Below are 22,404 nucleotides of genomic sequence, written 5' to 3' on the forward strand. Positions count from 1 at the left end.
AAGCCTGTTTCACGCAAGAAAGTATCTCGCCGGTTTCTTCGTGCAAACAGCGCCCGGCGCCGCGGCAAAGCGCTGAAAAACTGGGCAAACTCCCCTCAGGGGATCAGAATGGTGGTGCCCGTCGTTCTGCGGGCTTCGAGATCGGCCTGCGCCTTGCCAGCATCCTTCAGCGCATAGCGCTGGTTAATCTTGATTTCGACCGCGCCGCTCAGCACCACGTCGAACAAGGCCGCGGCGGAGACTTCGAGGTCCTCGCGCTTGGCATTGTAGACGAACAGCGTCGGCCTGGTGACGAACAACGAGCCCTTCTGCGCCAGGAGCGACATCGAAAATGGCGGGATCGGCCCCGAGGACTGCCCGAAAGCGACGAACATGCCGAGCGGCCTCAAACAATCGAGCGAGGCGGGAAATGTGTCGTTGCCGACCGAATCGTAGACGACGTCGCATTTCTTGCCCCCGGTGATGGCGGCGACTCCGGCGACGAAATCCTGCTCCTTGTAGTTGATGACATGATCGAAGCCATGCGCCCTGGCGAGCTCGATCTTGTCAGTCGAGCTTGCCGTGCCGATGACGGTCGCGCCGAGATGTTTTGCCCATTGTCCCAGGATCAGGCCGACACCGCCGGCTGCGGCATGAGACAGGATGGTGTCGCCCGCCTTCACCTTGAAGGTACGACGCAGCAGATATTCCGCCGTCATGCCTTTCAGCATCATGCCGGCGGCCTGCTCGTCGCTGATGCCGTCCGGCACCTTGACCACGCGGTCGGCGGCGACGACGCGCTCTTCGGCATAGGCGCCGACATTGACGGCATAGGCGATGCGATCACCGGGCTTCAGCCAGTCGACGCCAGTACCAACCGTCAGCACGACGCCGGCCGCTTCACCGCCCGGGACCAGCGGGAAGCCGCCGGGCGGCGGGTAAAGGCCGGTGCGATGATAGACATCGATGAAATTGAGGCCGATCGCCGTGTGCCTGACCAGGATCTGCCCGGCGCCGGGCTGGCCCGGATCGGCATCCTCATAGGTCAGGACTTCCGGACCGCCATGGGCGTGGATACGGATGGCTTTGGACATTTTCAGGCTTTCCTGCAGTCAGGCTTTTTTATCGGTTGGCTTGGCGCCGAGTTTGGGGAAGAACTGCATGATAGCGCCGATGCAGGCGAGGTAAAGCCCGGTGACCGTGATGCCGGCCTTGGTGAAGACGCTGACCTGTTCGCCCAGAACGCCGATCTGGTCGTAGAAGGCGGCAAGGGCCGCCTGCGCCAGCGCCAACGCACCGAAAGCACACCAGAGCAGTGTCATGCCGAGATTGATCGGCCGCAGCCGCACCACGCGCACAGGATGGATGAAGTTGATCGGCACGAAGGTGAGGATGCCCGCCGCCACGACGACGCCGAAGGACACCCATTGCCCCGGCTCGATGACGAACAGGGTGAACACCACCATGTTCCAGACCACCGGAAAGCCCTTGAAGAAGTTCTCCTTCGTCTTCATGCCGGTGTCGGCATAGTAGATGGCGCTGGAGACGACGATGATGGCCGCCGACAGAAACGATAGCCGCTCCCCCATGAAGCCGCGCTGGTAGAGCGCGAAGGCCGGGATCAGCACATAGGTGACGTAGTCGATAATGTTGTCGAGGAGTTCGCCTGACCAGGTCGGCAGGATCTCCTTGACCTCGAGCTTTCGCGCGATCGGCCCGTCGATGCCATCGACGAACAACGCCAGCCCCAGCCACCAGAACATTGCCGTCCAGCGTTCCTCGCTCGCCGCCACCAAAGACAGGAAAGCCAGGAACGAGCCCGACGCGGTCAACAGATGGACCGAAAACGCACGCGCCTGCGGCCAGGTGACCTTCTTCTTCGGACGCGGAATCCGGTCCGTGATCTTTTTGGCGGCGTTCCTGGCGGTTGTGTTCTTGCTCACGGGCCCCGCCAATCCAGCTTGCAGATTTCGGCCGAACGGCCGGCGAAATTCCAGTTACGGCCGAAAGCCCGCATCTTGCTCTTGTCGGATCTGGCCACGATGATCTCCGGCGCGATCCAGTATTCCGAGTTGCTGATCACGGTTTCCTTCTCGCGATCCTTGCCGGGAATCGGTGTCACTGCCCCGTCGATGATCTTGGGTATCTGGAAAATACGGGTCTTGTCACGCGTCTCGTAGGTGATCGGCACCTGCTCGACGCCGAGGAACTTTCCGACAAGGATGGACAGCAGCGAGGTTGTTCCGCCGGCCTTGCCGGTGAAGATCCTTGTCAGCGCCTTCACCGCATAGACCGAGGCGCGCTTGTCGATGAACAGGCCTGCGGTCCAGTTGCCGCGGCTCATATAGCCGGGGATTTCCATGACCAGCCCGAGGTTGAGGCCAGACAGGTCGACCTCGCCGAAATGGCCGGCATCGATGCGGAACCCTGCCCAGGTCTGGCAATAACCCTCAGTTGGCGGATGGCTGCCAAGCGACAGCACGCAAGGGCAAAAAACCGTGCAATTGCAAGAGAGTACGAGCTCTCCTTTCATCGCCCAGACTTGCTCTGCCATTGAATTCTCCCCCTTATGCAGAGACTACTAGCAGGGCGACTGCCCAGACAAGCAGTATCGCACCGGCCACTCGGGTTGGAACCCTGCCGCTGGTCTGCTTCTCGATCAGGGTGAACAGGCCGATCAGCGCCATCCAGAACACGTTCATCGTGCCGACAGCAAACATCACCAGCATTAGCGCCCAGCAGCAGCCCAGGCACCACAGGCCCTGCTCCAGCCCGAGCCGGAAAATCCGACCGGGCTCGGCGCTCCAGTTGGAAAACAGGGTGGCGAAGGGATTCCTGCATTTTGTCAGGCAGGCCTGCTTGAGGCTGCTGAACTGGTAGAGGCCGCCCACCAGCAAAGCGGCGGCCGCGGCGAAGCCGGCCACCGGGTCGAGCAATCGCCCCGACGCAAATGCGTGGACGGCCAGCGTCAGCGTCGCGAAACCAGCCGAGGCGACGAGCCATGTGCAGAGGTAACCCGAAACCAGAACCAGCGGGTGGGCCACCGGCTCGCCCTTGATGCGGGCGGTGTCGGCGATCTCGCAATAGGTGCGGATCATCGGCGCTGCCGACGGCAACATCGTTGCCACGGCCATCAAAAACCACATCGCGATCAGCGCCAGAAGTTTTACGCCGCTGCCGGCGTCGAGCGATGCGGGTGTCAGGCACAGGCCGAAGAAGCGGTCGAGAAGATCCGGCAACGGCAGTTGCGGCAGGTATCGCAGGACCACATCGCCTGGTGCGCCGGCGCCGGGAAGCCGGCTTTCAGCGCCGAGGATCGCCAGGGCGCCGAGAATGAACCAGGCAAGCAGAATGCTGCCGGCGATGGCGATGTTGACTGTCAGCCGGGGACTGCGGGCCAGGCTTGCCGTGGCGCGGCCTGCGCGGTTGAGATGGCTGAAATCGTCCTGCTCACCGGTCATGGCAATCGAATGAGCCTAATCGCCGCGTTGATCAAGCCGCATGGTCTGACCTATATCCATGGATAGACAGGATGGGCCTGCATCGCAAACTGGAAGTCCAATTTGGATCATCGCGAGACAGCACGGATACTGGTTGCCGGCAGCGGCCCTGCCGGGCTGATCGCGGCGCTCGGTTTTGCCGAGGCGGGTTTTCCCGTGACGCTCGTCGGACCCGAGGCGAGCGGCCCCGATGGCCGGACAACGGCGCTGATGAACCCTGCCCTCAAGATTCTCGATCGGTTCGGCGTGCTGGCCGAGATCAGGCCAAAGGCCGCGCCGCTGAAGGTCATGCGCATCGTCGATGCCTCAAGCCGGCTGATCCGCAGCCCGGTGGTCACCTTTCGTGCCACGGAAATCGGCGAGGAAGAGTTCGGGCTCAACCTACCCAACAGCGTGCTTAACCCGGCGCTGGCCAGGGCCGTCGCCGCGGATTCCGGCATCGAATGGTTGAAGGTGATGGTCGAGAGCTGGCGTCTCGATGCCGACGAGGCACATGCCGTTCTGGCGGATGGCCGCGAAGTTTCCGCATCGCTGGCGGTCGCTGCCGATGGGCGCCTGTCGCCGGCGCGTGAGGCGGCCGGTATAGCTGCGTCGGTGCGATCCTATCCGCAGGCGGCACTTGTGCTGAACTTTGGCCATCGCAGCGAACACGGCTTCACCTCGACAGAATTCCACACCGAAACCGGGCCGTTCACCCAGGTGCCACTGCCCGGCAACCGCTCCAGCCTTGTCTGGGTGGTGAGACCGGAAACGGCAAAAGACCTCGCCGCACTCGACGACGCGACACTTTCCGAGCGTGTCGAACAGCAGATGCAGTCCATGCTGGGCCGGGTGTCGGTCGAGCCTGGCCGGCAGATCTACCCGCTTTCGGCGGCATCACCGGGCCGCTTCGCGCAGAACCGCGTTGCCCTGGTCGGCGAGGCCGCGCATGTGTTTCCGCCGATCGGCGCCCAAGGTCTCAACCTCGGCATCAGGGACATCGACGATCTGATTGGAATCGCTGGTGAAAATCGCAACGATCCTGGTGCGGCCAAGGTGCTTGCGGCCTATGATTCCAGGCGCCGTCCCGACATTCTGGCGCGCAGCAGCGCGGTCAACCTGCTCAACATGTCGCTATTGTCGGACATGCTGCCGGCTCAGATGGCGCGCAGCGCCGGCCTCAGCGTGCTCGGCAGTTTTGCGCCGTTGCGCGGCTTCTTCATGCGCGAGGGACTGCGGCCCGGCAGCGGCTTTTCCGGACTCTTCGGTGGCCTAGGGAAACAGGTCCGGCGGTAGTATGCCGTGCCGGATCAGATAGAGCAGCCCAGTCACCGTCAGCACCAAGAGGCAGGTCGTGATCAGCACGCTGGCCGAGGGGCGTTGCACCCAGACGCCATATTGCTGGGCGATGACGAAGACGTTTGTGGCCGTCGGCAGCGCCGCCAAAAGCACGGCGGAAAACACCTAGATCTCGGAGAAATTGCCGACCCAGCTCAGCACGACGTAGCAGAGCAGTGATGCAGGATCAGTTTCAGTGCCGCGATCGATGCCAGAACGGCGTCCCCGCCAGGAGTTGGAAAAACAGGGCTGGAAGCGCGACATAGACGATGAAGGTGTTCATCCAGCCAAGCGCTTCCAGCGGCTGCCTGGTGATGCGTGCCACCAGAAAACCGATGAAAATCAGCCCGAAGAACGGAAGAACAAGACCGATGACGTCAGACATTTTTGCCCTGGGCCGAGAACCCTGAGCCGGGCTGGCCCGTAGCTTCCTCGGGCGTCAAGCGCTTCGGCATTGAATTGAACCACCGTCTGCGCCAGATAAGGCGAGATACCAGCCCTAAAGTCGGGCTCGATTTTTGGTGACGGCGTGTGTAAATTCAAAGCCTTAGAGCGCGTGTCGTGCATTCCAAGGGACGCCGGGCGGTTCAGGGCTTAGTGGTGAGTATGATGAAAACAGCCAAATTCTCGATCGGACAGGTGGTTCGCCACCGGCTGTTTCCATTTCGCGGCATCATTTTCGATGTCGATCCGCAATTCGCCAACACCGACGAATGGTACGAGGCGATCCCGGCCGACGTGCGGCCGCGCAAGGACCAGCCGTTCTACCACCTGCTCGCCGAGAATTCGGAAACCGAATACATCGCCTATGTGTCCGAGCAGAACCTGCTCGAGGATCAATCGGACGAGCCGGTCCGCCATCCGCAGATCGGCGAGATGTTCGACAAGCGGCCGGACGGACGCTACGAGCCGAAGCGCCAGTCGAGACATTGATCGCGTCCTGAGCGGCAACAAAAAAGCGGGGCAATGCCCCGCTTTTTGTTTTTTAGAATTTGCCCGAGATCAGTTGGCTGCCTTGGCCTTGTCCTGCTCGTCCTTGAGCTTCTTGGCAAAATCCTGGTTGTTCTTGGCAACGAAGTCCTGAAGCTTCTTCTGCCGGTCTTCGATATCGGACTGCTGCAGCGGCGGGCCGTCATAGGCGCCGCTGAAGCCGGTCAAGGCAACCTTGATCGGGTTCGGCTGGTTCTGGAAGTTGACCGAGGTGAGCGTGATCGCCTGGCCTTTCTTGAAGGAAGCGACGAGCGTGTCGCTCAACGGCACTTCGGCCACGCAACGGTCTGGGAAGCAGATGACATAGTCGAGCTTCTGCGCCTTGCCGGCATCGATCTGCAGGCCGATGCCGGGAGGCACCAGACGCCCCGTCGGGACCGTGACCTGGAACACCTTGCGGTTCACCTTGCCCTTCAGCTCGATCAGGCTGATGCCGGTGACGAGCTGGCCGTTGCCGGCGGTGACGATGTTCTGGACATTGCAGATGTCGACATCTTCCTGCTTGGTGCAGGCCTTGAACCAGCCCTGCGGAATCTGCTGCTGCTGTGCCGAAGCGGTGGGAAGTCCGGCGCCCAGAAAGCCGACCACGCCTGCGGCCATGACCGAAAGGCGGTATGCGTTGCTGTTCAGGCTCGTCATGTCGTGCACTTCCTCTCAAATGATCCCGGGACCGGCTTCTTCGCGCCGTGTGGTCCAGCTACCTGTTGCCGAAATGAGGCAACAGGATGACTTCGGAGCGCGTGTTACACCGCATGCGCAGTCGAATCCAGCCCGGCGCCTGCGATTCTTGGCCGTGCAATTTGGGTCGCGCGATTTGGGCCGACGTATCTGGCCGGGGCGCGGCGGCGCCATGCTAGGGTGCATTCCGAATCATCAAGCCGCCCAGTAAGGAGACGGTCATGGGCCGCATTCTTGTTTGGCTGATCGCCGCGATCTCGTTTCTCGCCTTTTCGCTTCAGCCCGCGATGTCGGAGCCGAAACATGCCATCGCCATGCAGGGCGATCCGGCGCTGCCCGCCGATTACCAGCATTTCGACTACGTCAATCCGGATGCGCCCAAGGCCGGCAACATCACCTATTGCGTCGTCGGCAGCTTCGACAATCTCAACCCGTTCATTCTGAAGAGCCTTCGCACCACGGCGCGCGGCATGCTCGATCTCAACTACGGCAACCTGGTTTTCGAGCCGTTGATGACGCGCAATTATGACGAGGCCTTCAGCCTCTATGGCCTGCTCGCCGACAGCGCCGACATGGACCCCGAGCGCAAGTCGATCGAATTCCACCTCAACCCTGACGCAAAATGGTCGGACGGCGAACCGGTGACGCCCGAGGACGTGCTGTTCACCTACGATGTCTTCACCGACAAGGGCCGCCCGCCTTACAGCGATCGCATGAGCCTGATCGCCAAGCTCGAAAAGACCGGCGATCACAGCGTGCGCTTTACCTTCAATGAAAAGGCCAACCGCGAGACGCCCCTGATCATCGCGCTGACGCCGATCATCCCGAAGCATGCCTTCGACAAGGACACTTTCGACAAGACGACGTTGAAGCCCTTGATCGGCAGTGGGCCCTACATCGTCGACAAAGTGCAACCGGGACAGCGCATCGTGTTCAAGCGCAACCCGAATTACTGGGGCAAGGACCTCCCCTCCAAGCGCGGCTTCGACAATTACGACCAGATCACCATCGAGTACTTCCTCAACGCCAACGCCAAGACGGAAGCGTTCAAGAAGGGCATCTGCGCCATCTACGATGAGGGCGATCCGATCAAGCGCGAGCGCGACATCGATTTTCCCGCCTTCCGCCGAGGCGAGGTAATTGCCGAAACCTTCGACATCGGCATACCGCCCGTGGTGACCGGGTTCCTGTTCAACACCAGGCTGGAGAAGTTTTCCAATCCGGTGGTGCGGCGCGCGCTCGGCATGCTCTACGACTTCGAATGGGCCAACAAGAACTTGTTCGGCGGCAAGTACTCGCGCACGATGAGCTATTGGCAGAATTCCGAACTGTCGGCGCTCGGCCATCCCGCCGACGACAGGGAGAAGGCGCTGCTGGCGCCCTACCCCGGCCGTGTGCCGGCCGATGTCATGGACGGCACCTGGCGGCCGCCGGTGAATGACGGCACGGGCCAGGACCGCAAGGTGCTGAAGGTGGCCTTCGACCTGTTGAAGAGCCAGGGTTTTGCCGTCAAGGACGGCGTGCTGCTCGACCCCAAGGGAAACCCTTTCGGTTTCGAGATCCTTACGGCATCGCAGGAAGAGGAGCGTTTTGCGACCATCTATCAGCGCACGCTGGAGAAGATCGGCATCACCATGACCATCCGCAGCCTCGAAGCCGACCAGATCCAGTCGCGCAAGCAGCGTTTCGATTTTGAGGTGCTGATCGGGTCGAGCGGTTTCAGCAACTCGCTGTCGCCCGGCATCGAACAGAGTTTTCGCTGGGGTTCTTCAGAAGCCAAAAGGGAAGGCTCCTTCAACCTGGCCGGCGTCGCCGATCCGGCCGTGGATGCGGCGATCGATGCGATGCTGAGAGCGCGGACCAAGGAGGATTACGTCGCCGCGGTGCGCGTCCTCGACCGATTGCTCATCTCCGGCAACTACATGGTGCCGATGCAGTACAACGCGCAGCAATGGCTCGCTTACTGGAATTATCTGGACCATCCGAAAAAGACGCCCATATTCGGTTATCAATGGCCGACCTGGTGGCGCAAAGCGAACTGAGCATGATCCCGAAAAGCGGTTGCCGGTTTTCTCGGACAAACGGAAGGCCGTTTTCTCCAGAGATCATGCTCTAAGAAGTGTTCGCGGCAGGAGATCGAGATGAGCGAAGACAATTCCATCACCGTCGATGTGGTTTCAGACGCGGTTTGCCCCTGGTGCTTCATCGGCCAGAAGCGGCTCGACAAGGCGATCGCCGCTGCCGGCGACGTCGAGGTGCATGTGCGCTGGCGGCCGTTCCAGCTCGATCCGACCATTCCGGAAGGGGGCAAAGACCGGCGCGCATACATGATTGCCAAGTTCGGCAGTGAGGAGCGCATCCGCCAGATGCATGCCCGCATCGAGCCGCTCGGCGAAGCCGAAGGCATCGATTTCGCCTTCGACGCCATCAAGGTTGCCGCCAACACGCTGGACGCGCATCGTGTCATCCGCTGGGCCGGAGCAGCCGGCGAAGCCGTGCAGAACCGGTTGGTGCGCCGGCTGTTCCAATTGTATTTCGAGGAAGGTGCCAATATCGGCGATCACGCGGTGCTGATCGAAGCCGCCCGCGAGGCCGGCATGGATGCTGCCGTGGTCGAAACGTTGTTGCCGACCGACGCCGACGTCGAGGCGGTGCGCACAGAAATCGCTACGGCATCACGGATGGGCATCACTGGTGTGCCGTGCTTCCTGCTCGAAGGCAAATATGCCGTCATGGGCGCGCAGGACGCCGACACGCTGGCCGACGCCATCCGCCAGGTCGCCGCCGCCAAGGCCAAGGGCGAGCTGGAAAAGACCGGTTGATTACTTGACCGTCACCTTGGCCTTGCTGACGAAAAAGCCATGGCCGTTGCTGCCCGTGCAGGCCAATCCTTTGGTTGACGACTGGCAGGTAAACGGCCCTTTGCTCCAGCTGTTGCCATAGGCCAGCTTGGTGACATCGCTGCAGCAGCCTTGTTCACCCGGATTCTTGATCAATGTCGCCGGACCGTTCGGTCCGAGGATCACAGTGACGTAGCTGGGCTTGACGCGCGAACAGCTAAGCTCGGGGCCGCCATCCTGCGGTTCGTAGGTGTTGGTGCCGCCCTTCGGTGTGTAGATGCAGCCGATGTTGCCGGATGGAGCATTGAACTCGATTTGCCCTTCGGGGCTCGCCGCAATGGTCTGGCTGCCGGCATGCGCCAGAGGCAGGAAGGCAAAGAGCGACAGGATTGCAGGAGCGGCTGCGCGTGCAAGCATTGGGGAGCTTCCTAGTTGGAGAACCGGATATGCATGGGTGCCGACAGTGCTGCGCAAGGTTCAACCGGCGGCACATGAATTGTCAATCTTGTTGAGCGGCAGCTAAAAAGCGCGCCCCGGCCGATCATGTTCGCTTTAACAGCGGCGAAGTGGTGATCGACCGCCATGACGCCGCCGCCAGGCCCCTTTCCCGGCACTTCTCGGCTTCGGGAAAGTTGATTCGGGCGGCCGGAAGCGATCACGGACAGCAAATTTTCCGGTTTTTCCATCAGTCCGCAGTAGGACTTCCGGCTGATCGGCAAGGCTGATCGGTTCACGAAACCGTGAATCCGGCTTCCCCAAGGGAAGCTTTTCGCACATCTCAGCGCTCTCACAAAACATTGAAACCAAACGAAATATTTGGCCTGGAGACCGCTGTCTCCACGCACCACCTGTTGCCTCACGGCAACGGCAGGTGGGCTACCTCACATTCGCCGCGATAAAATTAATAGAAAATGATCAATTGGTGTTACTATCCGTAACAAAACTAAAAAAGGTTTGGGCGGGATTGTGATTCGGGTCGACAGACCGCGACGTTCAGGAACGGCAAAACTACCTAGCGACGCCGCAAGGCTGCCGCCCCTAACGCCGGTTTCCTCGATGCGCAGCTTCTGGGGGTTGATGCGAGCCTACTGGTTCTCGGATCACTGGAAAGAAGCCTGGACGCTCACCGTCGTCCTCGCACTTCTCATAGCCCTTTCGAGCAAGGCCGACGTCTGGTTTACGGTGTCGGCGGGCGAACTAGCAGCCTCAATCGCTTTTTTCCATGATGCTGCGAATACTACGCCCCTTGAAACGGTCCTTACGAATGCCGGCTTGCTTGTGCTGTTGGTCGTGTTCAAGGACATGGGAATCATAGGCGCCTGCAAATTTGTGTCGGCGACATTGCATCGCAAATGGCGCGCCTGGCTGAATGCTCGCTTCAATGCGGCGCTGCTCGACATCAACCATACGCATTACCACGCCCAGAATAGCGCGTCGGGCGCGCCGGCGCCCGACAACATCGACCAGCGGGTGCAAGAATCGATCAAAGATATGGCGGGTGGCGCTCTGGGTCTTGCCCAAGGCGTGTTCGGCGTCTTCACCTCGCTCTACTTTGTCGGCGGAGCTTTGCTGGCAAATTCTGTGGAGGTAGCTGGATTGGGGTCTCTCGGCAGCTACGGCAGCGCCGTCCTTGCTCTCTTCGCTGTTGCTATATACGTGCCGGTCAATACCTGGATCGCAGTCAAACTCGGCGGAATGCTGGAGTCGCTCAATATCCGAATGCAGAAGGCCGAAGGCACCTACCGCAGCGAACTGATCACTTTATTGCGCCGCAGTTTCCATGTGGCGGCGTCGCAAGGCGAAGACGTACAGAAGACGATGCATGGCCGGCTCTATCTCGACATCGACAACACCTGGTCCAAGTTCAACATCGTCAACACCGTCTATGCGGGATTCGAATCGGTCTATAATTTTGTCGGCGCCAAAGTTGTCGCCTACGGACCTGGACTGGTGCCGTTCATCCACAATGGCGTCGACCTCAAGGGCTACATAACCGGTTCCGAGCAGGTCAATGCGCTGATCAGCAAGTGTTCGTGGTTCATCCATGTCATGCCGAGCCTCGCCACGCTTCGCGCCAACAGCCAGCGCGTCATCGAATTGGCGAACGCCATCGAAAACGTCCAGCAGCCGCAGGACTTCTACAGCCAGACCGGGCGCTCCGACTTCCACTATGCCAGCCAGAACCCGGTCTTCGGACTGACCATCCAGAAGCTCGAACTGGCGCATCAGGGCGAAGATGCCACGCCGTTCCTGAGCGCGGCCAATCTGCGCTTCCGGCGCGGCGAGTGGACCTTCCTCAAGGGTGAGTCCGGCAGTGGCAAGACTTCGCTGGTCAAGGCGATCAACGGCCTGTGGCCCTATGGTCGCGGCACCATCGTCTTCCCCGACGGCGTGAAGAGTTTCTATGCCGCTCAGGAGGTCAAGCTGCAGCAGGTGTCGCTGAAACAGCTGGTATGCCTGCCCGGCTCGGAGCAGGACTTTGGCGATGCGCAGGTGGCGTCTGCCCTGCACAAGGCTGGCCTTGGCGACTTCATCGAACACATGGCCGACGAAAGCCGCGAGGGAAAGATCTGGGATCAGATGCTTTCCGGCGGCCAGAAGCAGAAGCTGGTGGTGGCCCGCATCGTGTTGCAGCAGCCCGGGCTTCTGTTCCTCGACGAAGCCACCGGCGCGCTCGATCCGGATGGCAAGATCGCTTTCCATCAGGCGATCAAGGACAATTGTCCCGATGTCACGGTGATCAGCATCATGCATGAGGCGGTTGCGCCACGCTCGGCCTCGGGCGTGGAATTCTACCACAGCGTGGTCGCGATCGCCGACGGTGTCGCCACCAAGAAGCCGCTTGTTCCGAACCTGCCGCGCGAGCTCACCACGATCCTTACGCAGCCGCGGCCGGTCGAAGACAAATGGATGCGTTTTTCGCGCCGGCTGAAGCAGAAATAGTAACGACGCCGTGGCGCCGTCCGCGTCCTGACTTGCTCTCAGCGCCTCACATAAACGTTGGAGAACGAAATGTTGGCGCCGCCGCAATTCCTGTTGTCGCTGACGAAAAGGTAACGGCCGAGCTGTTTCATCATGACGGCGCAGTCGTATTTGCCGGCCTCCCGGTAAGCCACCTGCTTGCCGTCCTGCAAAGCAAATCCCTGCACTGCCTGCTTGAGATCGATGACGGCCTCGAAGCTGCCTTCGGTCGCCGCGCCACCCTGGCCGTGGACGGCCGATCCGCTGACCGCTGCGCTGTCGGCCGATTTGCGGGCGATGTCTATGCGAGATGCCGAGTACCATCTCCAATGGCCCACCCAGCGCGGCTGCACCGTAACGGGATTGACATCCGCCACCGGCAGCCAGCCGCTGGTCTCGTTGCCGCGACGATCGACGAAGGCGGCACAGACATACCCGCCCGCGACGACATCGGTGTCGAAAACCACTTTGTCTTTGGCCCGGACGAAAGCCGCCTTTGCGCAGGACGGGTCGGCGGACGGACATCCGGGCTTTTCGGATTCATTGGCGAGGAAGTTGAGCTTGCGGGCGGTGATGGCGCCAAGGGAAATGTCCGACAGCTCCTTGTCGGACGAAACGCTGTTGCAGTTGGCCCTGTCCTTAGCCGCCGCTGCGCCCGCTGCAAGTAGAGTCGATACCACAAGGATGAAGGCTGCCGATTTCATTGACGCGCCCCCGAAATCCGGTTGATCAGCGCCCTATCCTAGCCGTTCGCCGTTCTTCACGCGATAGGTCGGCTTGTACATGGTGACCAGTTCCTCCGCCGCCGTCGGATGGACGGCCATGGTGCGGTCGAAATCGTCCTTGGTGACGCCGGCCTTCAGCGGAATGCCGAGAAGCTGCGCCATCTCGCCCGCGTCCGGCCCGAGAATGTGCGCGCCAAGCACTTTTCGCGTGGCGCCGTCGACCACCAGCTTCATTAGCATCTTTTCGTCGCGGCCCGACAGCGTGTGCCGCACCGGCCGGAACGTGGCGCGGTAGATCTCGATGTCGGCGTAGCGCTTGACGGCTTCGTCCTCGGACAGGCCGACGGTGCCGATCTCCGGCTGTGAGAAGACGGCGGTCGGGATGGTGTCGTGGTCGGGCGCGGTTGGGTTTCCCTTGAAGGCGGTCTCGATGAAGCACATGGCTTCGTGGATCGCCACCGGCGTCAACTGCACACGGTTGGTGACGTCGCCGATCGCCCAGATGTTGTCGATGTTGGTGCGGGAGTACTCATCGACAACGATGGCGCCGGTCTTGCCGAGCTCGATGCCGACGCCTTCCAGTCCCATATTCTCAGTATTAGGGATGCGGCCGATGGCGAGCATGACCTGGTCGACCGTCAACACCTTGCCGCCGGTGACCAGCGCGTCCAGCCGCCCGTCCGGCCGCTTGCGGACCCATTCCGACACGGCGTGGCAGAGAATCTTGATCCCCTTCTTTTCCATGGTCTCGTGCAGCATGCGCCGCAGATCCATGTCGAAACGCGACAGGATCTCCTTGCCGCGGTAGACCAGCGTGGTGTCGACGCCCAAGCCATGGAAGATATTGGCGAATTCGACGGCGATGTAGCCGCCGCCCTCGATCATGATTGACTTGGGCAATTGCTTGAGATCGAAGGCTTCATTGGAAAAGATACAAAGTTCGTGGCCGACGAGAGCCGGATGCGGCGCCGGCCGCCCGCCGGTGGCGATCAGGATCTGGTCGGCGGTGACGGTGCGATCGTCGCCCAGGAGATGCACGACGTGAGGGTCGACCAGCATGGCGCGTGAATGGAATGTCTCGCCGCCGGCACCCTTCACGTTCTTCTCGTAAATACCCTCCAGCCGGGTGATCTCGCGATCCTTGTTGGCGACCAGCGTCGGCCAGTCGAAACGCGCCTCGGGCACCGACCAGCCATAGCCGGCGGCATCGGCGAAATGCTCGGGAAATTGCGAGGCGTAGACGTAGAGCTTCTTCGGCACGCAGCCTCGGATGACGCAAGTGCCGCCATAGCGGTATTCCTCGGCGATGCCGACGCGCTTGCCAAGCGCCGCCGCCACTCGCGCCGCTCTCACCCCGCCGGAGCCGCCGCCGATGACGAAGAGATCGTAGTCGTATCCGGCCATGCCGCTGCTCCTGCCTCAGAAATGCTTGAGACAGGTAGGCTGCGTGGCGGCAAAAGAAAAGCCCGGTTGGCACCAGGCTTTCTTGGTCCAGCGAATACGCCGGTGGCGAAATCGGACGACTTAGTTCTTCGGCGCTTCTGGCTGGTCACCGTCAGCGGGCGCCGCGCCGTCGGCAGGCGCAGCGCCATCGGCGGGGGCCGCGCCATCAGCTGGGGCAGCGCCGTCGGCCGGCGCCGCGGGAGCCTTGGCCTTGGCGGCCGCTGCCAGCGTCTCGCCGACCTGCTGGGCCAGGTCGCGCGCCAGGCCGTTCTGCCAGATGTCGGCAGCCTTGACCAGTTCGCGCGTCACCGCTGGGCCGCTGTCGAGCAGCTTCTTGCCGGCATCGGAATTGTAGAAGGCAGCGATGTCGTTGAGGTCCTTTTCGGAGAACACCTTGGCATAGGCAAGTGCCGCTTCCTTCTCCAGGTCGGCACGGCGTGAGGCTAGCGCCAGCGCCTTCTCGCTGATGGTCTTGCCGATCAGCTCCTGCATGTCGGGGTTCTTCTGGATAAGCTGCTGCTCGAGCGAGGCAGCCGCCTGCGGCAGGATGTTGTCGAACGGGTCGGTCGCGTGGATGGCGGCAACCGCGGCGCGCGCCGCCTTCAGATGCGATTCGGTGACATCCTGCGCAAACGCCGGCGCGGAAAACGCCAAGACAGCCGAAGCCGCCAAGATGGCGGAGAATTGGCGAACCCGTTTATGCAACATCATGATCGGTAGAACTCCCTGGTTTTCGGGCGGCATGGACGGTTTGGATGCCGTCGCCGCCGGCGATGATGGCCGCTGACGCCAGCCCGATGAAAAGACCATGCTCGACCACGCCGGGAATGGCATGGAGAGCATTCGAAAGCGCTCTTGTATCCGGAATGCGGCCAAAAGATGCATCGAGGATAAAATGGCCGCCGTCTGTAACAAAAGGCTGGCTTCCCGTCATCCTCAATGTAACCGGGCCGGAAAGGCCGAGGCTTTTGGCCGCTGCGGCAACCGCAATTTCGGTCGCGCGCAGGCCGAATTGATTGACTTCGATGGGCAGCGGAAAGCGGCCGAGGGTCTCGACCATCTTCGACCGATCGGCGATGACGATCATGCGCCCGGATGCCGCGGCGACGATCTTCTCGCGCAGCAGCGCGCCGCCACCGCCCTTGATCAGGGTCAGCGCCGGATCGACCTCGTCGGCGCCGTCGACGGTGAGATCGAGCTCGGGTGTTTCCTCCAGCGTCGACAGCGGCACGCCGAGCTCGCGGCAAAGGGCGGCAGTGCGCTCCGATGTCGGCACGCCGATGATGGTCATGCCCGTGGCGACCTTCTCGGCCAGCAGCCGCACGAATTCTTCCGCTGTGGTGCCGGTGCCGATGCCGAGGCGCATGCCATCGCTGACATGGCCAAGCGCTGCCCGCGCGGCCTCGACCTTCAACTGCCTCGCATCCATGCTTGCCCCGGAGGTTTTTGGCCCTGATTGTGACTTTTCTGATTGCGCGCTCCTAGCACTTTTGCCCGCCCGGTCAAAGACTTTGACCGCGCCTGCTTGCCTGAAGGAAGCGCAGCCGCTATCGCCTGCCGGCAATACCGCAGGGCAATCACCATAGGACAGGCCATGACCAGACCGATCATCGTGTTCGACCTCGACGGGACGCTGATCGACACAGCGCCGGACCTGCTCGAAAGCCTCAACCACAGCCTCGCCGCCAGCGCGCTTGCCGCTGTCGACGAGGCTGGCTTCCGGCGCTTTGTCGGCCAGGGCGGCCGGGTGATGATCGAGCGCGCGCATACCGCGCAGCAGAAATCGCTCGGCGTCGAGGAACACGACCGGCTGCTAAAACTGTTTCTCGATCACTATACGCTCAACATCCCCGGCAAGTCGCGCCCCTATCCCGGCGTGATCGAGGCGATCGCCCGCTTCGAGAAAGCGGGCTACTTGCTTGCCATCTGCACCAACAAATATGAGGCCAATTCGGTGGCGCTGATCGCGGCGCTCGGCCTGACAGAGCATTTCGCCGCGATCGCCGGCCAGGACACGTTCGCCTTCCGCAAGCCCGATCCGCGCCATCTCACCGAAACCATCAAGCTGGCTGGCGGCGATCCGCATCGCGCGCTGATGGTCGGCGATTCGCAGACCGACATCGACACTGCCAAGGCCGCCGGCATTCCGGTGGTCGCCGTCGATTTCGGCTACACCGACCGCCATGTCAGAGAATTCGAGCCGTCGGCAGTGATTTCGCATTTCGATGCGCTGACGCTCGACCTGGCGGAACGGCTGATTGCAGCCGCGGCCGGCTGAGCGGAGCGGGCGATTGCGCGGCGGCGCCCGCCCTCGCCTATTTCGGGCGCGGAACGCACGCGCATCGCCTTGACTTCATAACCCTGCCTCCCTTATATCGCGGCTCGCTTGGCCTTCGGGCAACGAGCGGGCGATTAGCTCAGCGGGAGAGCACACCCTTCACACGGGTGGGGTCGCAGGTTCAATCCCTGCATCGCCCACCATTTTTCTTTCCCTTGGACGTCGCACTCCAGCCGCGCTAACAGCTACAGCTCGCTCCCTCGCCGCCAAAATTCTTCTGGGCAAAGTTCAGGGCGCTCGAGTAGCTCGTATAGCTCTGGAACTGGCAGACATCGGAGCCGTTCCGCACCTTCATCTGCTCGAGATCCCAGAACGAGACCTCGATGTGGTCATTAGCGTGCTTGCACTTTCCGCGCTTTCCATTCTTGCCGTCTCCATCCCGCTGCAGAAGGCGAGCGCATTGGAGCCTGAAAAATACACAGTCTATTGCGTGACGGCGTGACGCGTGCGCATGGAAACCCCCCAGAAGTGAACCAACGCATGGTGCGACCGTCACAGTCAGCAGCGGCATCGCGGCTTTTTTGCGCACCATCGTCGTTCGGCTTTCGGTGCCCTATGGCCCGATAAGGATCATCAGCATCCTGCCGCCAATCAAGGGCGATGCCCGGACGGTCACTGGTTGGCCGGCCGCGGCGAGGTCGGCGGCCAAAAGTTCGGCAGCGTCGTGTGCGACGTCGACGTTGGGGCTGTAGAGAACCTGGTTCTTGCCTGCCGCGCTTTTCACCTGTTCTTCGCCGGACATGACCCAGCCTAATGCGCGCAACTTGGCGGAGAGCGCCTGGACGTCCTCCTGCGCCATGCCGAAGAACTCGACGTAGACGTTCTGCGTGCTCTGCTGGATGTGAAGCCGGTCCTTCAACGTGTCGAGCGCGTCGCGATCCTCGGCGCCGATGATCGTCTGACCGTCGGCTGCCGATGTGAGGAGGTCGGAAACCGCCCTGCGTGCATCGGCGAACACAAGCAGCGAGTCAGGATCGGTGTGGCTCCACAAGTCGGTCGAAACCCCGAGCAAGGCGTCAAGCACGTTGAGGCGCCCCGTCGGCGTCAGTCCGGTCATGCTTTCCAGACCCGCCATCTTGACGAGAGCCGCTACGATCTTGCGCCGTTCGGGCACCGGAAGATCCGGATTGCCGAGGACGGCAATCAGTTCGCCGCGCAGGGTATCGTTCGTACCGTCGAGCAGCTTGACGCGCCCCGCCAGTTCGTCTGCCATGGTCCCATTCGGGCCGGGATTATTTACAGAGTCCGTCCATTCGATGAGAGTGCCAAAATTGAGGTTCGTGCGTTTTTCAAGCTCGGCAACCGGGAGCCGGTATTGATCGGCGTCAAACGCGCCCGTAGCATCGCGCGGAATGAAGAACGCATCGACGACGAATTTGGGTTCCTTCACTTCCTGCTGCTGTACAGCATCCGACACCGAAGAGACGGCGAGCTTCCAATAGGCATAGGGGGTAGGCACGCCGTTGACCGGCTGGTCGGCGGGCCGGAAGACGGGACCGGTGAAGATGGTCACCTTGTTGGCCAGCGGATTGTGCTGCGAGCGCACCCAGTTTTCGAGTGGCGCCCACATAGTGGAGTAGAATGTGCGCGGCTGCGGCATCGTGTTGGGCAGGACATAGGCATACTGCGCCAGTTTGAGCGCCGCGGTTGCTGGATCGCCGGCGAATTCAGGACCCCAGGCGATGTCACTGGCGTTTGCCAATCGCGCCGGCTGCCAGTCCCGGCTGTGGTACCAGCTGCGATCCGGCTGTGCATTGTCCGGCAGGCGGATATCATATCTCAATCCGCCGCCGGTGACCTGCAGGGTCATCCTTTGCGACCGGTCCAGGTTGACGGCGGAATAGATGGCCATGCGGTGACTTCGACCCATAACCAGCGAGTAGTTGATGTAGTCCAGCGGTGTCGCCATGGCGTCGCTTGCCAGATCGCCGGTTAACCTGGGCAAGCCGATCGTGGTTTGGATAAAATCGACCTTGTACCCCGTAAGACTATTGGGCTGCTTGTCGGTATCCTTGCCGAGCAGCGGCTGAAGCGCGCTCCGCAGCGCTTCCGGCAACTCACTGAGCTTGACCTCACCGCTCCTGACCCGGTCGGCCAGTTCGAGAAGGACCGCCGGCCGCAGATCGGATGACATTTCGCCAAGGGAAATGCCGCCACCTTTGAGCTGATCGGCCAAAAATACGATCGCCGACCGCAAGGTAGCCTGCGTGGTTTGCTGGTCCGTGAGCGCCTTGGCGGCGTCGTCCGCTTTCTTCTGGGCAACATCAAGCGCTGCTTCGGCCTGTTTGCGTGCGTTTTTTGCGTCCGCGAGGGCAGCACTAATGTGTTTGTTCAGCTCCGCGACCTCGCTCGCCGCCGTCTCGGCATTGGAGCGCTCTACAACGGCTTCATTCCTCTGATAAAGAGCGAATATGGTCGTTGCCGCGAGGAATGCGGCAGCAAAGGCAAACAGCACGATCAGCCGATTTTTGCTGCGATCGCGCTGCTTCTGGCTGTCCGTCTCCGCCTTGGCGCTCGTTTCGACGAACTCGGCGATGTCGGGCCCTTGCGGCAGTTCCGCTGCCTCCTTCAGCGCTTCGCCGCGCAAGAGATAGCCGGGATAGCCGGTGTTCTTCCATTGCCGCGCCTGGGCGGCCACGCGGATGCGAAAGCGCTCGGTCAGCTCGTCCGAACTCAGTTCGTCGTCCGATGCGAAGCCGTCGCCGGACACGGCACCGTCTTTGGTCGCAACAGCCACCGATTCAGGAACGGCAATGGCGACCGCTCCGGGATCATCGATTTCACGCGATGCGGGCTCGAAGTCGACTGCGACTGGTCCGGCCGTTTCGAGGCCGCCTACGAAGGGCGCGAGTCGCGCCGGGCTGACATCGGCTGAGGTGATGCCGGGCCGGGTAACCAGTTCGGCGGACCAGTAGTCGAGTATGCGCTGAGCCGCGCGGCGGTCGGATTCGCGCTCGATGGTGCTGCCCGCGCGCCGCGCCTGTGCCAGGAAGGCGCGGATGGTTTGCGCGTCGGGAACCGTGTTGTCGGCATTGGCGTCCGCCACCTCGGCGCCAGCCTGATCGCTGCGCTTCATCGAGGGATCGACAGCTTCGTTGGCGCTGGCGATGCGCATCAGCTCGAGATGCGCGACCCGGATGTCGCTCAGCGAGTCAAAATCTCCATCGGCGGAGGTTACGGCTTCGGTGCCTATCACTGTTTGATCGCTCATGACCCGAGGTCCTCAATGATCTTGTGCAAAGGCGTGCTGACGCGGACGATCGAGGCGCATTCCGTTTTCAGCGCCAGATCGACCTGGACGAAGCGTTGCTGGGCCTCGTCCCTATAGGCTTCGAAGGCAAGGATGAAGGCGGTGTCGACGGTCTCGCGCGACAGCTGGTCGTTGACGTCGGTTGAGTAGCCGGCAAGCATTGTCCGCCACTGTCCGTTCGGGTCGAGATCGGCAAGAACCTTGACCTTCACTTCCAGGTTTCGCCACAGCGGCGAGAACTGGAACGGCAACGACTTGTCCGCCGCGGCACCCCCTTCTATCGGCTCGATCATATCGGTGAGGCTGGCCAGCTTGTTATCGATGTCCTGCCAGAGCTTGTGCTCGACGACCCGCGCATAGATGGTCGAGGACAGTACCTTGATTGCGTCATGCGCGGCTTTGATCGCCGGTACCGACGGCTCGTCGGCCGGAAGTTTGCCGGCTATTATTTCGAGCCCCGTGGCCAGGATGCCGAAAGGCAAGTTCTTGGCGGTGACGAAGATCTGCTGGTTCAGCCGCGAGGGTACGACGCGCAGCACGGTGCGCACATCCAGCAAGGCGTCGTAAGCGTCAGCCGATGTGTCGGGAATAGCGCCCTGCAGTTTCGTCGCGGCCTGCCCGAGGTCGTCAAGCCATGCCTGCTCGATGTCGCGAAGCGCCGGCCCGGGGGGCAATACCGTGACCTTGTCACCGGCGGATGCGCAGAAGAGTCTCAACTGGTTCAGGAATTTGCGCAGGACGCGGACTTGATTCAGATCCGCGCCCATGTCCCGCCCGGCGATCATGAGGCTCTGGAAGCTGCCGATGCCATATTGAAAGCTCTGCAGGCCATCATGCAGGTTCTTGTAAGTCGCAAGAACATCGATCTGGCTGGTAACTGCGGTGAGCCCATCGCCGGCGGCGAGCACCGCCTGGATGTCCTTGGGCTGCTGGTTGACCGCGTCGAAGCCGGCAACCGCGGTATTGACCCGATCGTCGGTGGTCAGGCCGGGCAGTTCAGGCGTCGGTTTCTCGCCCGCTGCGAGTTCATCCAGATACGCTTTGCATATTGCGGCGCATTGCGGATTTTGCTGAACGACAATGTTCACCAGCGGCTGCGACAGCTTCTTTGCTTGCGCATAGTCGAGGATGTTGAACCAAACTGTAAGAGCCGCCCCTTGCAGGTTGATGGCGCCTGCGACGATCCCAGCCTGCTTGGTTACCTGCAACCAATCGGGAGGCAATGGGTAGAGATCAGCCAGTTGAAGCCTGAGGTCGAAGTAGGCGCTAATTTCAAGAACTCCCCTGGCGTTCGGCGTGGCCTTATATGCAGTGGCATCCGAAAGGATTTACATGCCATCGTCCCAAATCGTCGAGCATCTTGTTGCGCCATCGGTCTGCGCACATCACCATTACACAGGGTTGGCCGCGAGGTCCTGGATGATGCTGTCGATCGCTATACCCTCGTTGCGATAGTAGGTGCTCTTGGTCGCTGCGTTGGGCTCGGTCAGCCAGCCGCCGCTGTGATGCAGCGCAATCAGGTTCCAATCGGTGTCGAAGACCGGCGAGCCTGACGAGCCCGGCAGCGTGTCGGTCAGATACTGGACGCGGCCGCCGCCGACGAAGGCCACGACATTGGCGACGAATGAAATCTGCTTTTGCGCGCCGCCGGGATGCTGGATGATATTGACATGGTCCCCGACCTTGACGGTCATGGGTTTCAATTCCAACTCGCCCCATTTGGAAGCATCGCCCTTGATGCGGACAGCTGACCAATCATTGTCCTTGGAGGTACGAAGAGGCACGGCAGTGTCGATGTCGAACTGGTCGAGCGGCGCGTCGAGCCCGGTAACCGTGCGCTGATAGTTGAATTGGGCCACGGTACCTACCAATGAAGCGTCGTCGGGCAACACGTGGTTGTTGGTGATCAGGATTCCGCCGGTGGTCATGAACCCGGTGCCGGAACTGCCATCTGCGCGCTTGATCCGCACCACCGATCTTGCCCTGACAAGGCCGAGCTCGAGATAGCTGATCGGCACCAGCGTGCTCTTGTCGCCGAGGATTTTTTCAAGCTGTGCCGGCGCCGTCGCACCGCTCCAATTGGCGGTGGGAGGTCCTTCGACCGGCGGTGGCGGAGCATGCTGCTTTGCCTGAAGCAATGCCTGGTCGCCGGGATTCTCATCAAGGGCAAAGGCGACGAGATCGTCGGCTTTTGTCTCCTGTTTTGCGCGTTGGACAATGGCGAACCAGTTGTTGATCGCCTTGTTGTCGAAGGCGATCTGGGCCGTCGACAGCCCGACGCCCTTGGCCACGCGCACGCCGTCGCCGATCATCGGGTAGAGATTGGCGAGGATGCGGTTGAGGCTGTTGAGCTCTGATTGCGTCCATTCGGTCATTGGACGGC

At 61.6% G+C, this 22,404-nt stretch carries 20 protein-coding genes, 1 tRNA gene and 1 pseudogene; 7 read left to right on the plus strand and 15 right to left on the minus strand.

The genetic code is table 11. From position 1 onward, the window contains the following. Positions 1-95: 95 nt before the first annotated feature. From ACWTU9_RS12880 to ACWTU9_RS12895, 4 genes are read right to left on the minus strand one after another with little or no spacing between them, the layout of a single operon-like run. Entirely contained in the window at positions 96-1,073 is a 978-nt protein-coding gene (locus tag ACWTU9_RS12880; RefSeq protein ID WP_455858589.1) for a quinone oxidoreductase family protein, read from the minus strand. A gap of 18 nt (positions 1,074-1,091) precedes the next feature. Next, a complete protein-coding gene (pcsA, locus tag ACWTU9_RS12885; protein ID WP_455858590.1) occupies positions 1,092-1,922 on the minus strand; it encodes a phosphatidylcholine synthase in 831 nt (276 codons plus the stop codon). Next, positions 1,919-2,533, minus strand: coding sequence for a DUF1326 domain-containing protein (locus tag ACWTU9_RS12890; protein WP_455858591.1), 615 nt, complete (start codon positions 2,531-2,533; stop codon positions 1,919-1,921). Before ACWTU9_RS12890 ends, pcsA begins: the two co-directional genes overlap by 4 nt. A 13-nt stretch (positions 2,534-2,546) precedes the next feature. Beyond that, a complete protein-coding gene (locus tag ACWTU9_RS12895) occupies positions 2,547-3,440 on the minus strand; it encodes a DUF2182 domain-containing protein (protein ID WP_455858592.1) in 894 nt (297 codons plus the stop codon). Positions 3,441-3,542: 102 nt separating this feature from the next. Here ACWTU9_RS12895 and ACWTU9_RS12900 point away from each other — a divergent pair, with 102 nt between their 5' ends. Beyond that, complete coding sequence (locus ACWTU9_RS12900) at positions 3,543-4,754, plus strand: UbiH/UbiF family hydroxylase (protein WP_455858593.1); 1,212 nt, start codon at positions 3,543-3,545, stop codon at positions 4,752-4,754. On the opposite strand, the pseudogene ACWTU9_RS12905 reads toward ACWTU9_RS12900, so the two are convergent. Beyond that, positions 4,731-5,181, minus strand: a pseudogene (locus ACWTU9_RS12905) (AEC family transporter). The gene ACWTU9_RS12900 and the pseudogene ACWTU9_RS12905 sit on opposite strands and share 24 nt — an antisense overlap. Before the next feature lie 224 nt (positions 5,182-5,405). Between ACWTU9_RS12905 and hspQ the strand changes: the two are divergent. Then, entirely contained in the window at positions 5,406-5,729 is a 324-nt protein-coding gene (gene hspQ, locus ACWTU9_RS12910) for a heat shock protein HspQ (protein WP_454575121.1), read from the plus strand. A 69-nt stretch (positions 5,730-5,798) separates the two neighbouring features. Here the strand turns inward: hspQ and ACWTU9_RS12915 are convergent, their stop codons facing one another. After that, positions 5,799-6,425 carry an invasion associated locus B family protein gene (locus ACWTU9_RS12915; RefSeq protein WP_454575118.1) on the minus strand — a complete coding sequence of 209 codons (627 nt, stop codon included), beginning with the start codon at positions 6,423-6,425 and terminating at the stop codon, positions 5,799-5,801. A 260-nt stretch (positions 6,426-6,685) separates the two neighbouring features. Here ACWTU9_RS12915 and ACWTU9_RS12920 point away from each other — a divergent pair, with 260 nt between their 5' ends. Both ACWTU9_RS12920 and ACWTU9_RS12925 read left to right on the plus strand, forming a co-directional pair. After that, entirely contained in the window at positions 6,686-8,506 is a 1,821-nt protein-coding gene (locus tag ACWTU9_RS12920; RefSeq protein ID WP_455858594.1) for an extracellular solute-binding protein, read from the plus strand. Positions 8,507-8,605: 99 nt separating this feature from the next. Beyond that, positions 8,606-9,286 (plus strand): DsbA family oxidoreductase, encoded by a 681-nt coding sequence (locus tag ACWTU9_RS12925; protein ID WP_454590044.1) that lies wholly within the window; start codon positions 8,606-8,608, stop codon positions 9,284-9,286. Here ACWTU9_RS12925 and ACWTU9_RS12930 read toward each other — a convergent pair whose 3' ends face one another. Then, positions 9,287-9,721, minus strand: a complete 435-nt coding sequence (locus tag ACWTU9_RS12930) for a hypothetical protein (RefSeq protein ID WP_455858595.1) — start codon at positions 9,719-9,721, stop codon at positions 9,287-9,289. 11 nt (positions 9,722-9,732) lie between these two features. After that, entirely contained in the window at positions 9,733-10,038 is a 306-nt protein-coding gene (locus tag ACWTU9_RS12935) for a hypothetical protein (protein ID WP_454590046.1), read from the minus strand. A gap of 322 nt (positions 10,039-10,360) precedes the next feature. Between ACWTU9_RS12935 and ACWTU9_RS12940 the strand changes: the two genes are divergently transcribed. Then, positions 10,361-12,247 (plus strand): ABC transporter ATP-binding protein/permease, encoded by a 1,887-nt coding sequence (locus ACWTU9_RS12940; protein WP_455858596.1) that lies wholly within the window; start codon positions 10,361-10,363, stop codon positions 12,245-12,247. A gap of 38 nt (positions 12,248-12,285) precedes the next feature. Here ACWTU9_RS12940 and ACWTU9_RS12945 read toward each other — a convergent pair whose 3' ends face one another. The 4 genes from ACWTU9_RS12945 to rpiA all read right to left on the minus strand — a co-directional run bounded on the left by ACWTU9_RS12945 (position 12,286) and on the right by rpiA (position 15,862). Next, complete coding sequence (locus tag ACWTU9_RS12945; protein ID WP_455858597.1) at positions 12,286-12,969, minus strand: hypothetical protein; 684 nt, start codon at positions 12,967-12,969, stop codon at positions 12,286-12,288. A 33-nt stretch (positions 12,970-13,002) separates the two neighbouring features. Next, a complete protein-coding gene (gene gor, locus ACWTU9_RS12950) occupies positions 13,003-14,394 on the minus strand; it encodes a glutathione-disulfide reductase (RefSeq protein ID WP_455858598.1) in 1,392 nt (463 codons plus the stop codon). Positions 14,395-14,514: 120 nt separating this feature from the next. Further along, entirely contained in the window at positions 14,515-15,144 is a 630-nt protein-coding gene (locus tag ACWTU9_RS12955) for a DUF2059 domain-containing protein (RefSeq protein WP_455858599.1), read from the minus strand. Next, positions 15,131-15,862: a ribose-5-phosphate isomerase RpiA gene (gene rpiA / locus ACWTU9_RS12960; protein WP_455858600.1), complete on the minus strand. Its 732-nt coding sequence runs from the start codon at positions 15,860-15,862 to the stop codon at positions 15,131-15,133. The genes ACWTU9_RS12955 and rpiA overlap by 14 nt, the downstream gene beginning before the upstream one ends. A 165-nt stretch (positions 15,863-16,027) precedes the next feature. Between rpiA and ACWTU9_RS12965 the strand changes: the two genes are divergently transcribed. Further along, the gene (locus tag ACWTU9_RS12965; RefSeq protein WP_455858601.1) at positions 16,028-16,711 is read left to right on the plus strand and encodes a phosphoglycolate phosphatase; all 684 of its coding nucleotides are present in this window, start codon (positions 16,028-16,030) and stop codon (positions 16,709-16,711) included. Positions 16,712-16,839: 128 nt separating this feature from the next. Further along, a tRNA-Val gene (locus ACWTU9_RS12970) sits at positions 16,840-16,914 on the plus strand. A gap of 410 nt (positions 16,915-17,324) precedes the next feature. Here the strand turns inward: ACWTU9_RS12970 and ACWTU9_RS12975 are convergent. From ACWTU9_RS12975 to ACWTU9_RS12985, 3 genes are all read right to left on the minus strand, one after another. Continuing rightward, positions 17,325-19,982, minus strand: a complete 2,658-nt coding sequence (locus tag ACWTU9_RS12975) for a DNA/RNA non-specific endonuclease (RefSeq protein ID WP_455858602.1) — start codon at positions 19,980-19,982, stop codon at positions 17,325-17,327. Continuing rightward, complete coding sequence (locus ACWTU9_RS12980; protein WP_455858603.1) at positions 19,979-21,244, minus strand: hypothetical protein; 1,266 nt, start codon at positions 21,242-21,244, stop codon at positions 19,979-19,981. The genes ACWTU9_RS12975 and ACWTU9_RS12980 overlap by 4 nt, the downstream gene beginning before the upstream one ends. Positions 21,245-21,412: 168 nt before the next feature. Next, entirely contained in the window at positions 21,413-22,396 is a 984-nt protein-coding gene (locus tag ACWTU9_RS12985; RefSeq protein ID WP_455858604.1) for a trypsin-like peptidase domain-containing protein, read from the minus strand. Positions 22,397-22,404 lie beyond the last annotated feature (8 nt).

It is taken from the genome of Mesorhizobium sp. 128a (genome assembly GCF_053848025.1).

Bases quoted from the DNA above. Each gene is read 5' to 3' on its own strand.
- hspQ (WP_454575121.1), top strand. From the start codon at position 5,406: ATGAAAACAGCCAAATTCTCGATCGGACAGGTGGTTCGCCACCGGCTG.
- ACWTU9_RS12945 (WP_455858597.1), bottom strand. From the start codon at position 12,969: ATGAAATCGGCAGCCTTCATCCTTGTGGTATCGACTCTACTTGCAGCG.
- gor (WP_455858598.1), bottom strand. From the start codon at position 14,394: ATGGCCGGATACGACTACGATCTCTTCGTCATCGGCGGCGGCTCCGGC.
- ACWTU9_RS12925 (WP_454590044.1), top strand. From the start codon at position 8,606: ATGAGCGAAGACAATTCCATCACCGTCGATGTGGTTTCAGACGCGGTT.
- ACWTU9_RS12890 (WP_455858591.1), bottom strand. From the start codon at position 2,533: ATGGCAGAGCAAGTCTGGGCGATGAAAGGAGAGCTCGTACTCTCTTGC.
- ACWTU9_RS12975 (WP_455858602.1), bottom strand. From the start codon at position 19,982: ATGAGCGATCAAACAGTGATAGGCACCGAAGCCGTAACCTCCGCCGAT.
- ACWTU9_RS12955 (WP_455858599.1), bottom strand. From the start codon at position 15,144: ATGATGTTGCATAAACGGGTTCGCCAATTCTCCGCCATCTTGGCGGCT.
- ACWTU9_RS12965 (WP_455858601.1), top strand. From the start codon at position 16,028: ATGACCAGACCGATCATCGTGTTCGACCTCGACGGGACGCTGATCGAC.
- ACWTU9_RS12880 (WP_455858589.1), bottom strand. From the start codon at position 1,073: ATGTCCAAAGCCATCCGTATCCACGCCCATGGCGGTCCGGAAGTCCTG.
- ACWTU9_RS12895 (WP_455858592.1), bottom strand. From the start codon at position 3,440: ATGACCGGTGAGCAGGACGATTTCAGCCATCTCAACCGCGCAGGCCGC.
- ACWTU9_RS12915 (WP_454575118.1), bottom strand. From the start codon at position 6,425: ATGACGAGCCTGAACAGCAACGCATACCGCCTTTCGGTCATGGCCGCA.
- ACWTU9_RS12985 (WP_455858604.1), bottom strand. From the start codon at position 22,396: ATGACCGAATGGACGCAATCAGAGCTCAACAGCCTCAACCGCATCCTC.
- rpiA (WP_455858600.1), bottom strand. From the start codon at position 15,862: ATGGATGCGAGGCAGTTGAAGGTCGAGGCCGCGCGGGCAGCGCTTGGC.
- ACWTU9_RS12920 (WP_455858594.1), top strand. From the start codon at position 6,686: ATGGGCCGCATTCTTGTTTGGCTGATCGCCGCGATCTCGTTTCTCGCC.
- ACWTU9_RS12930 (WP_455858595.1), bottom strand. From the start codon at position 9,721: ATGCTTGCACGCGCAGCCGCTCCTGCAATCCTGTCGCTCTTTGCCTTC.
- ACWTU9_RS12940 (WP_455858596.1), top strand. From the start codon at position 10,361: ATGCGCAGCTTCTGGGGGTTGATGCGAGCCTACTGGTTCTCGGATCAC.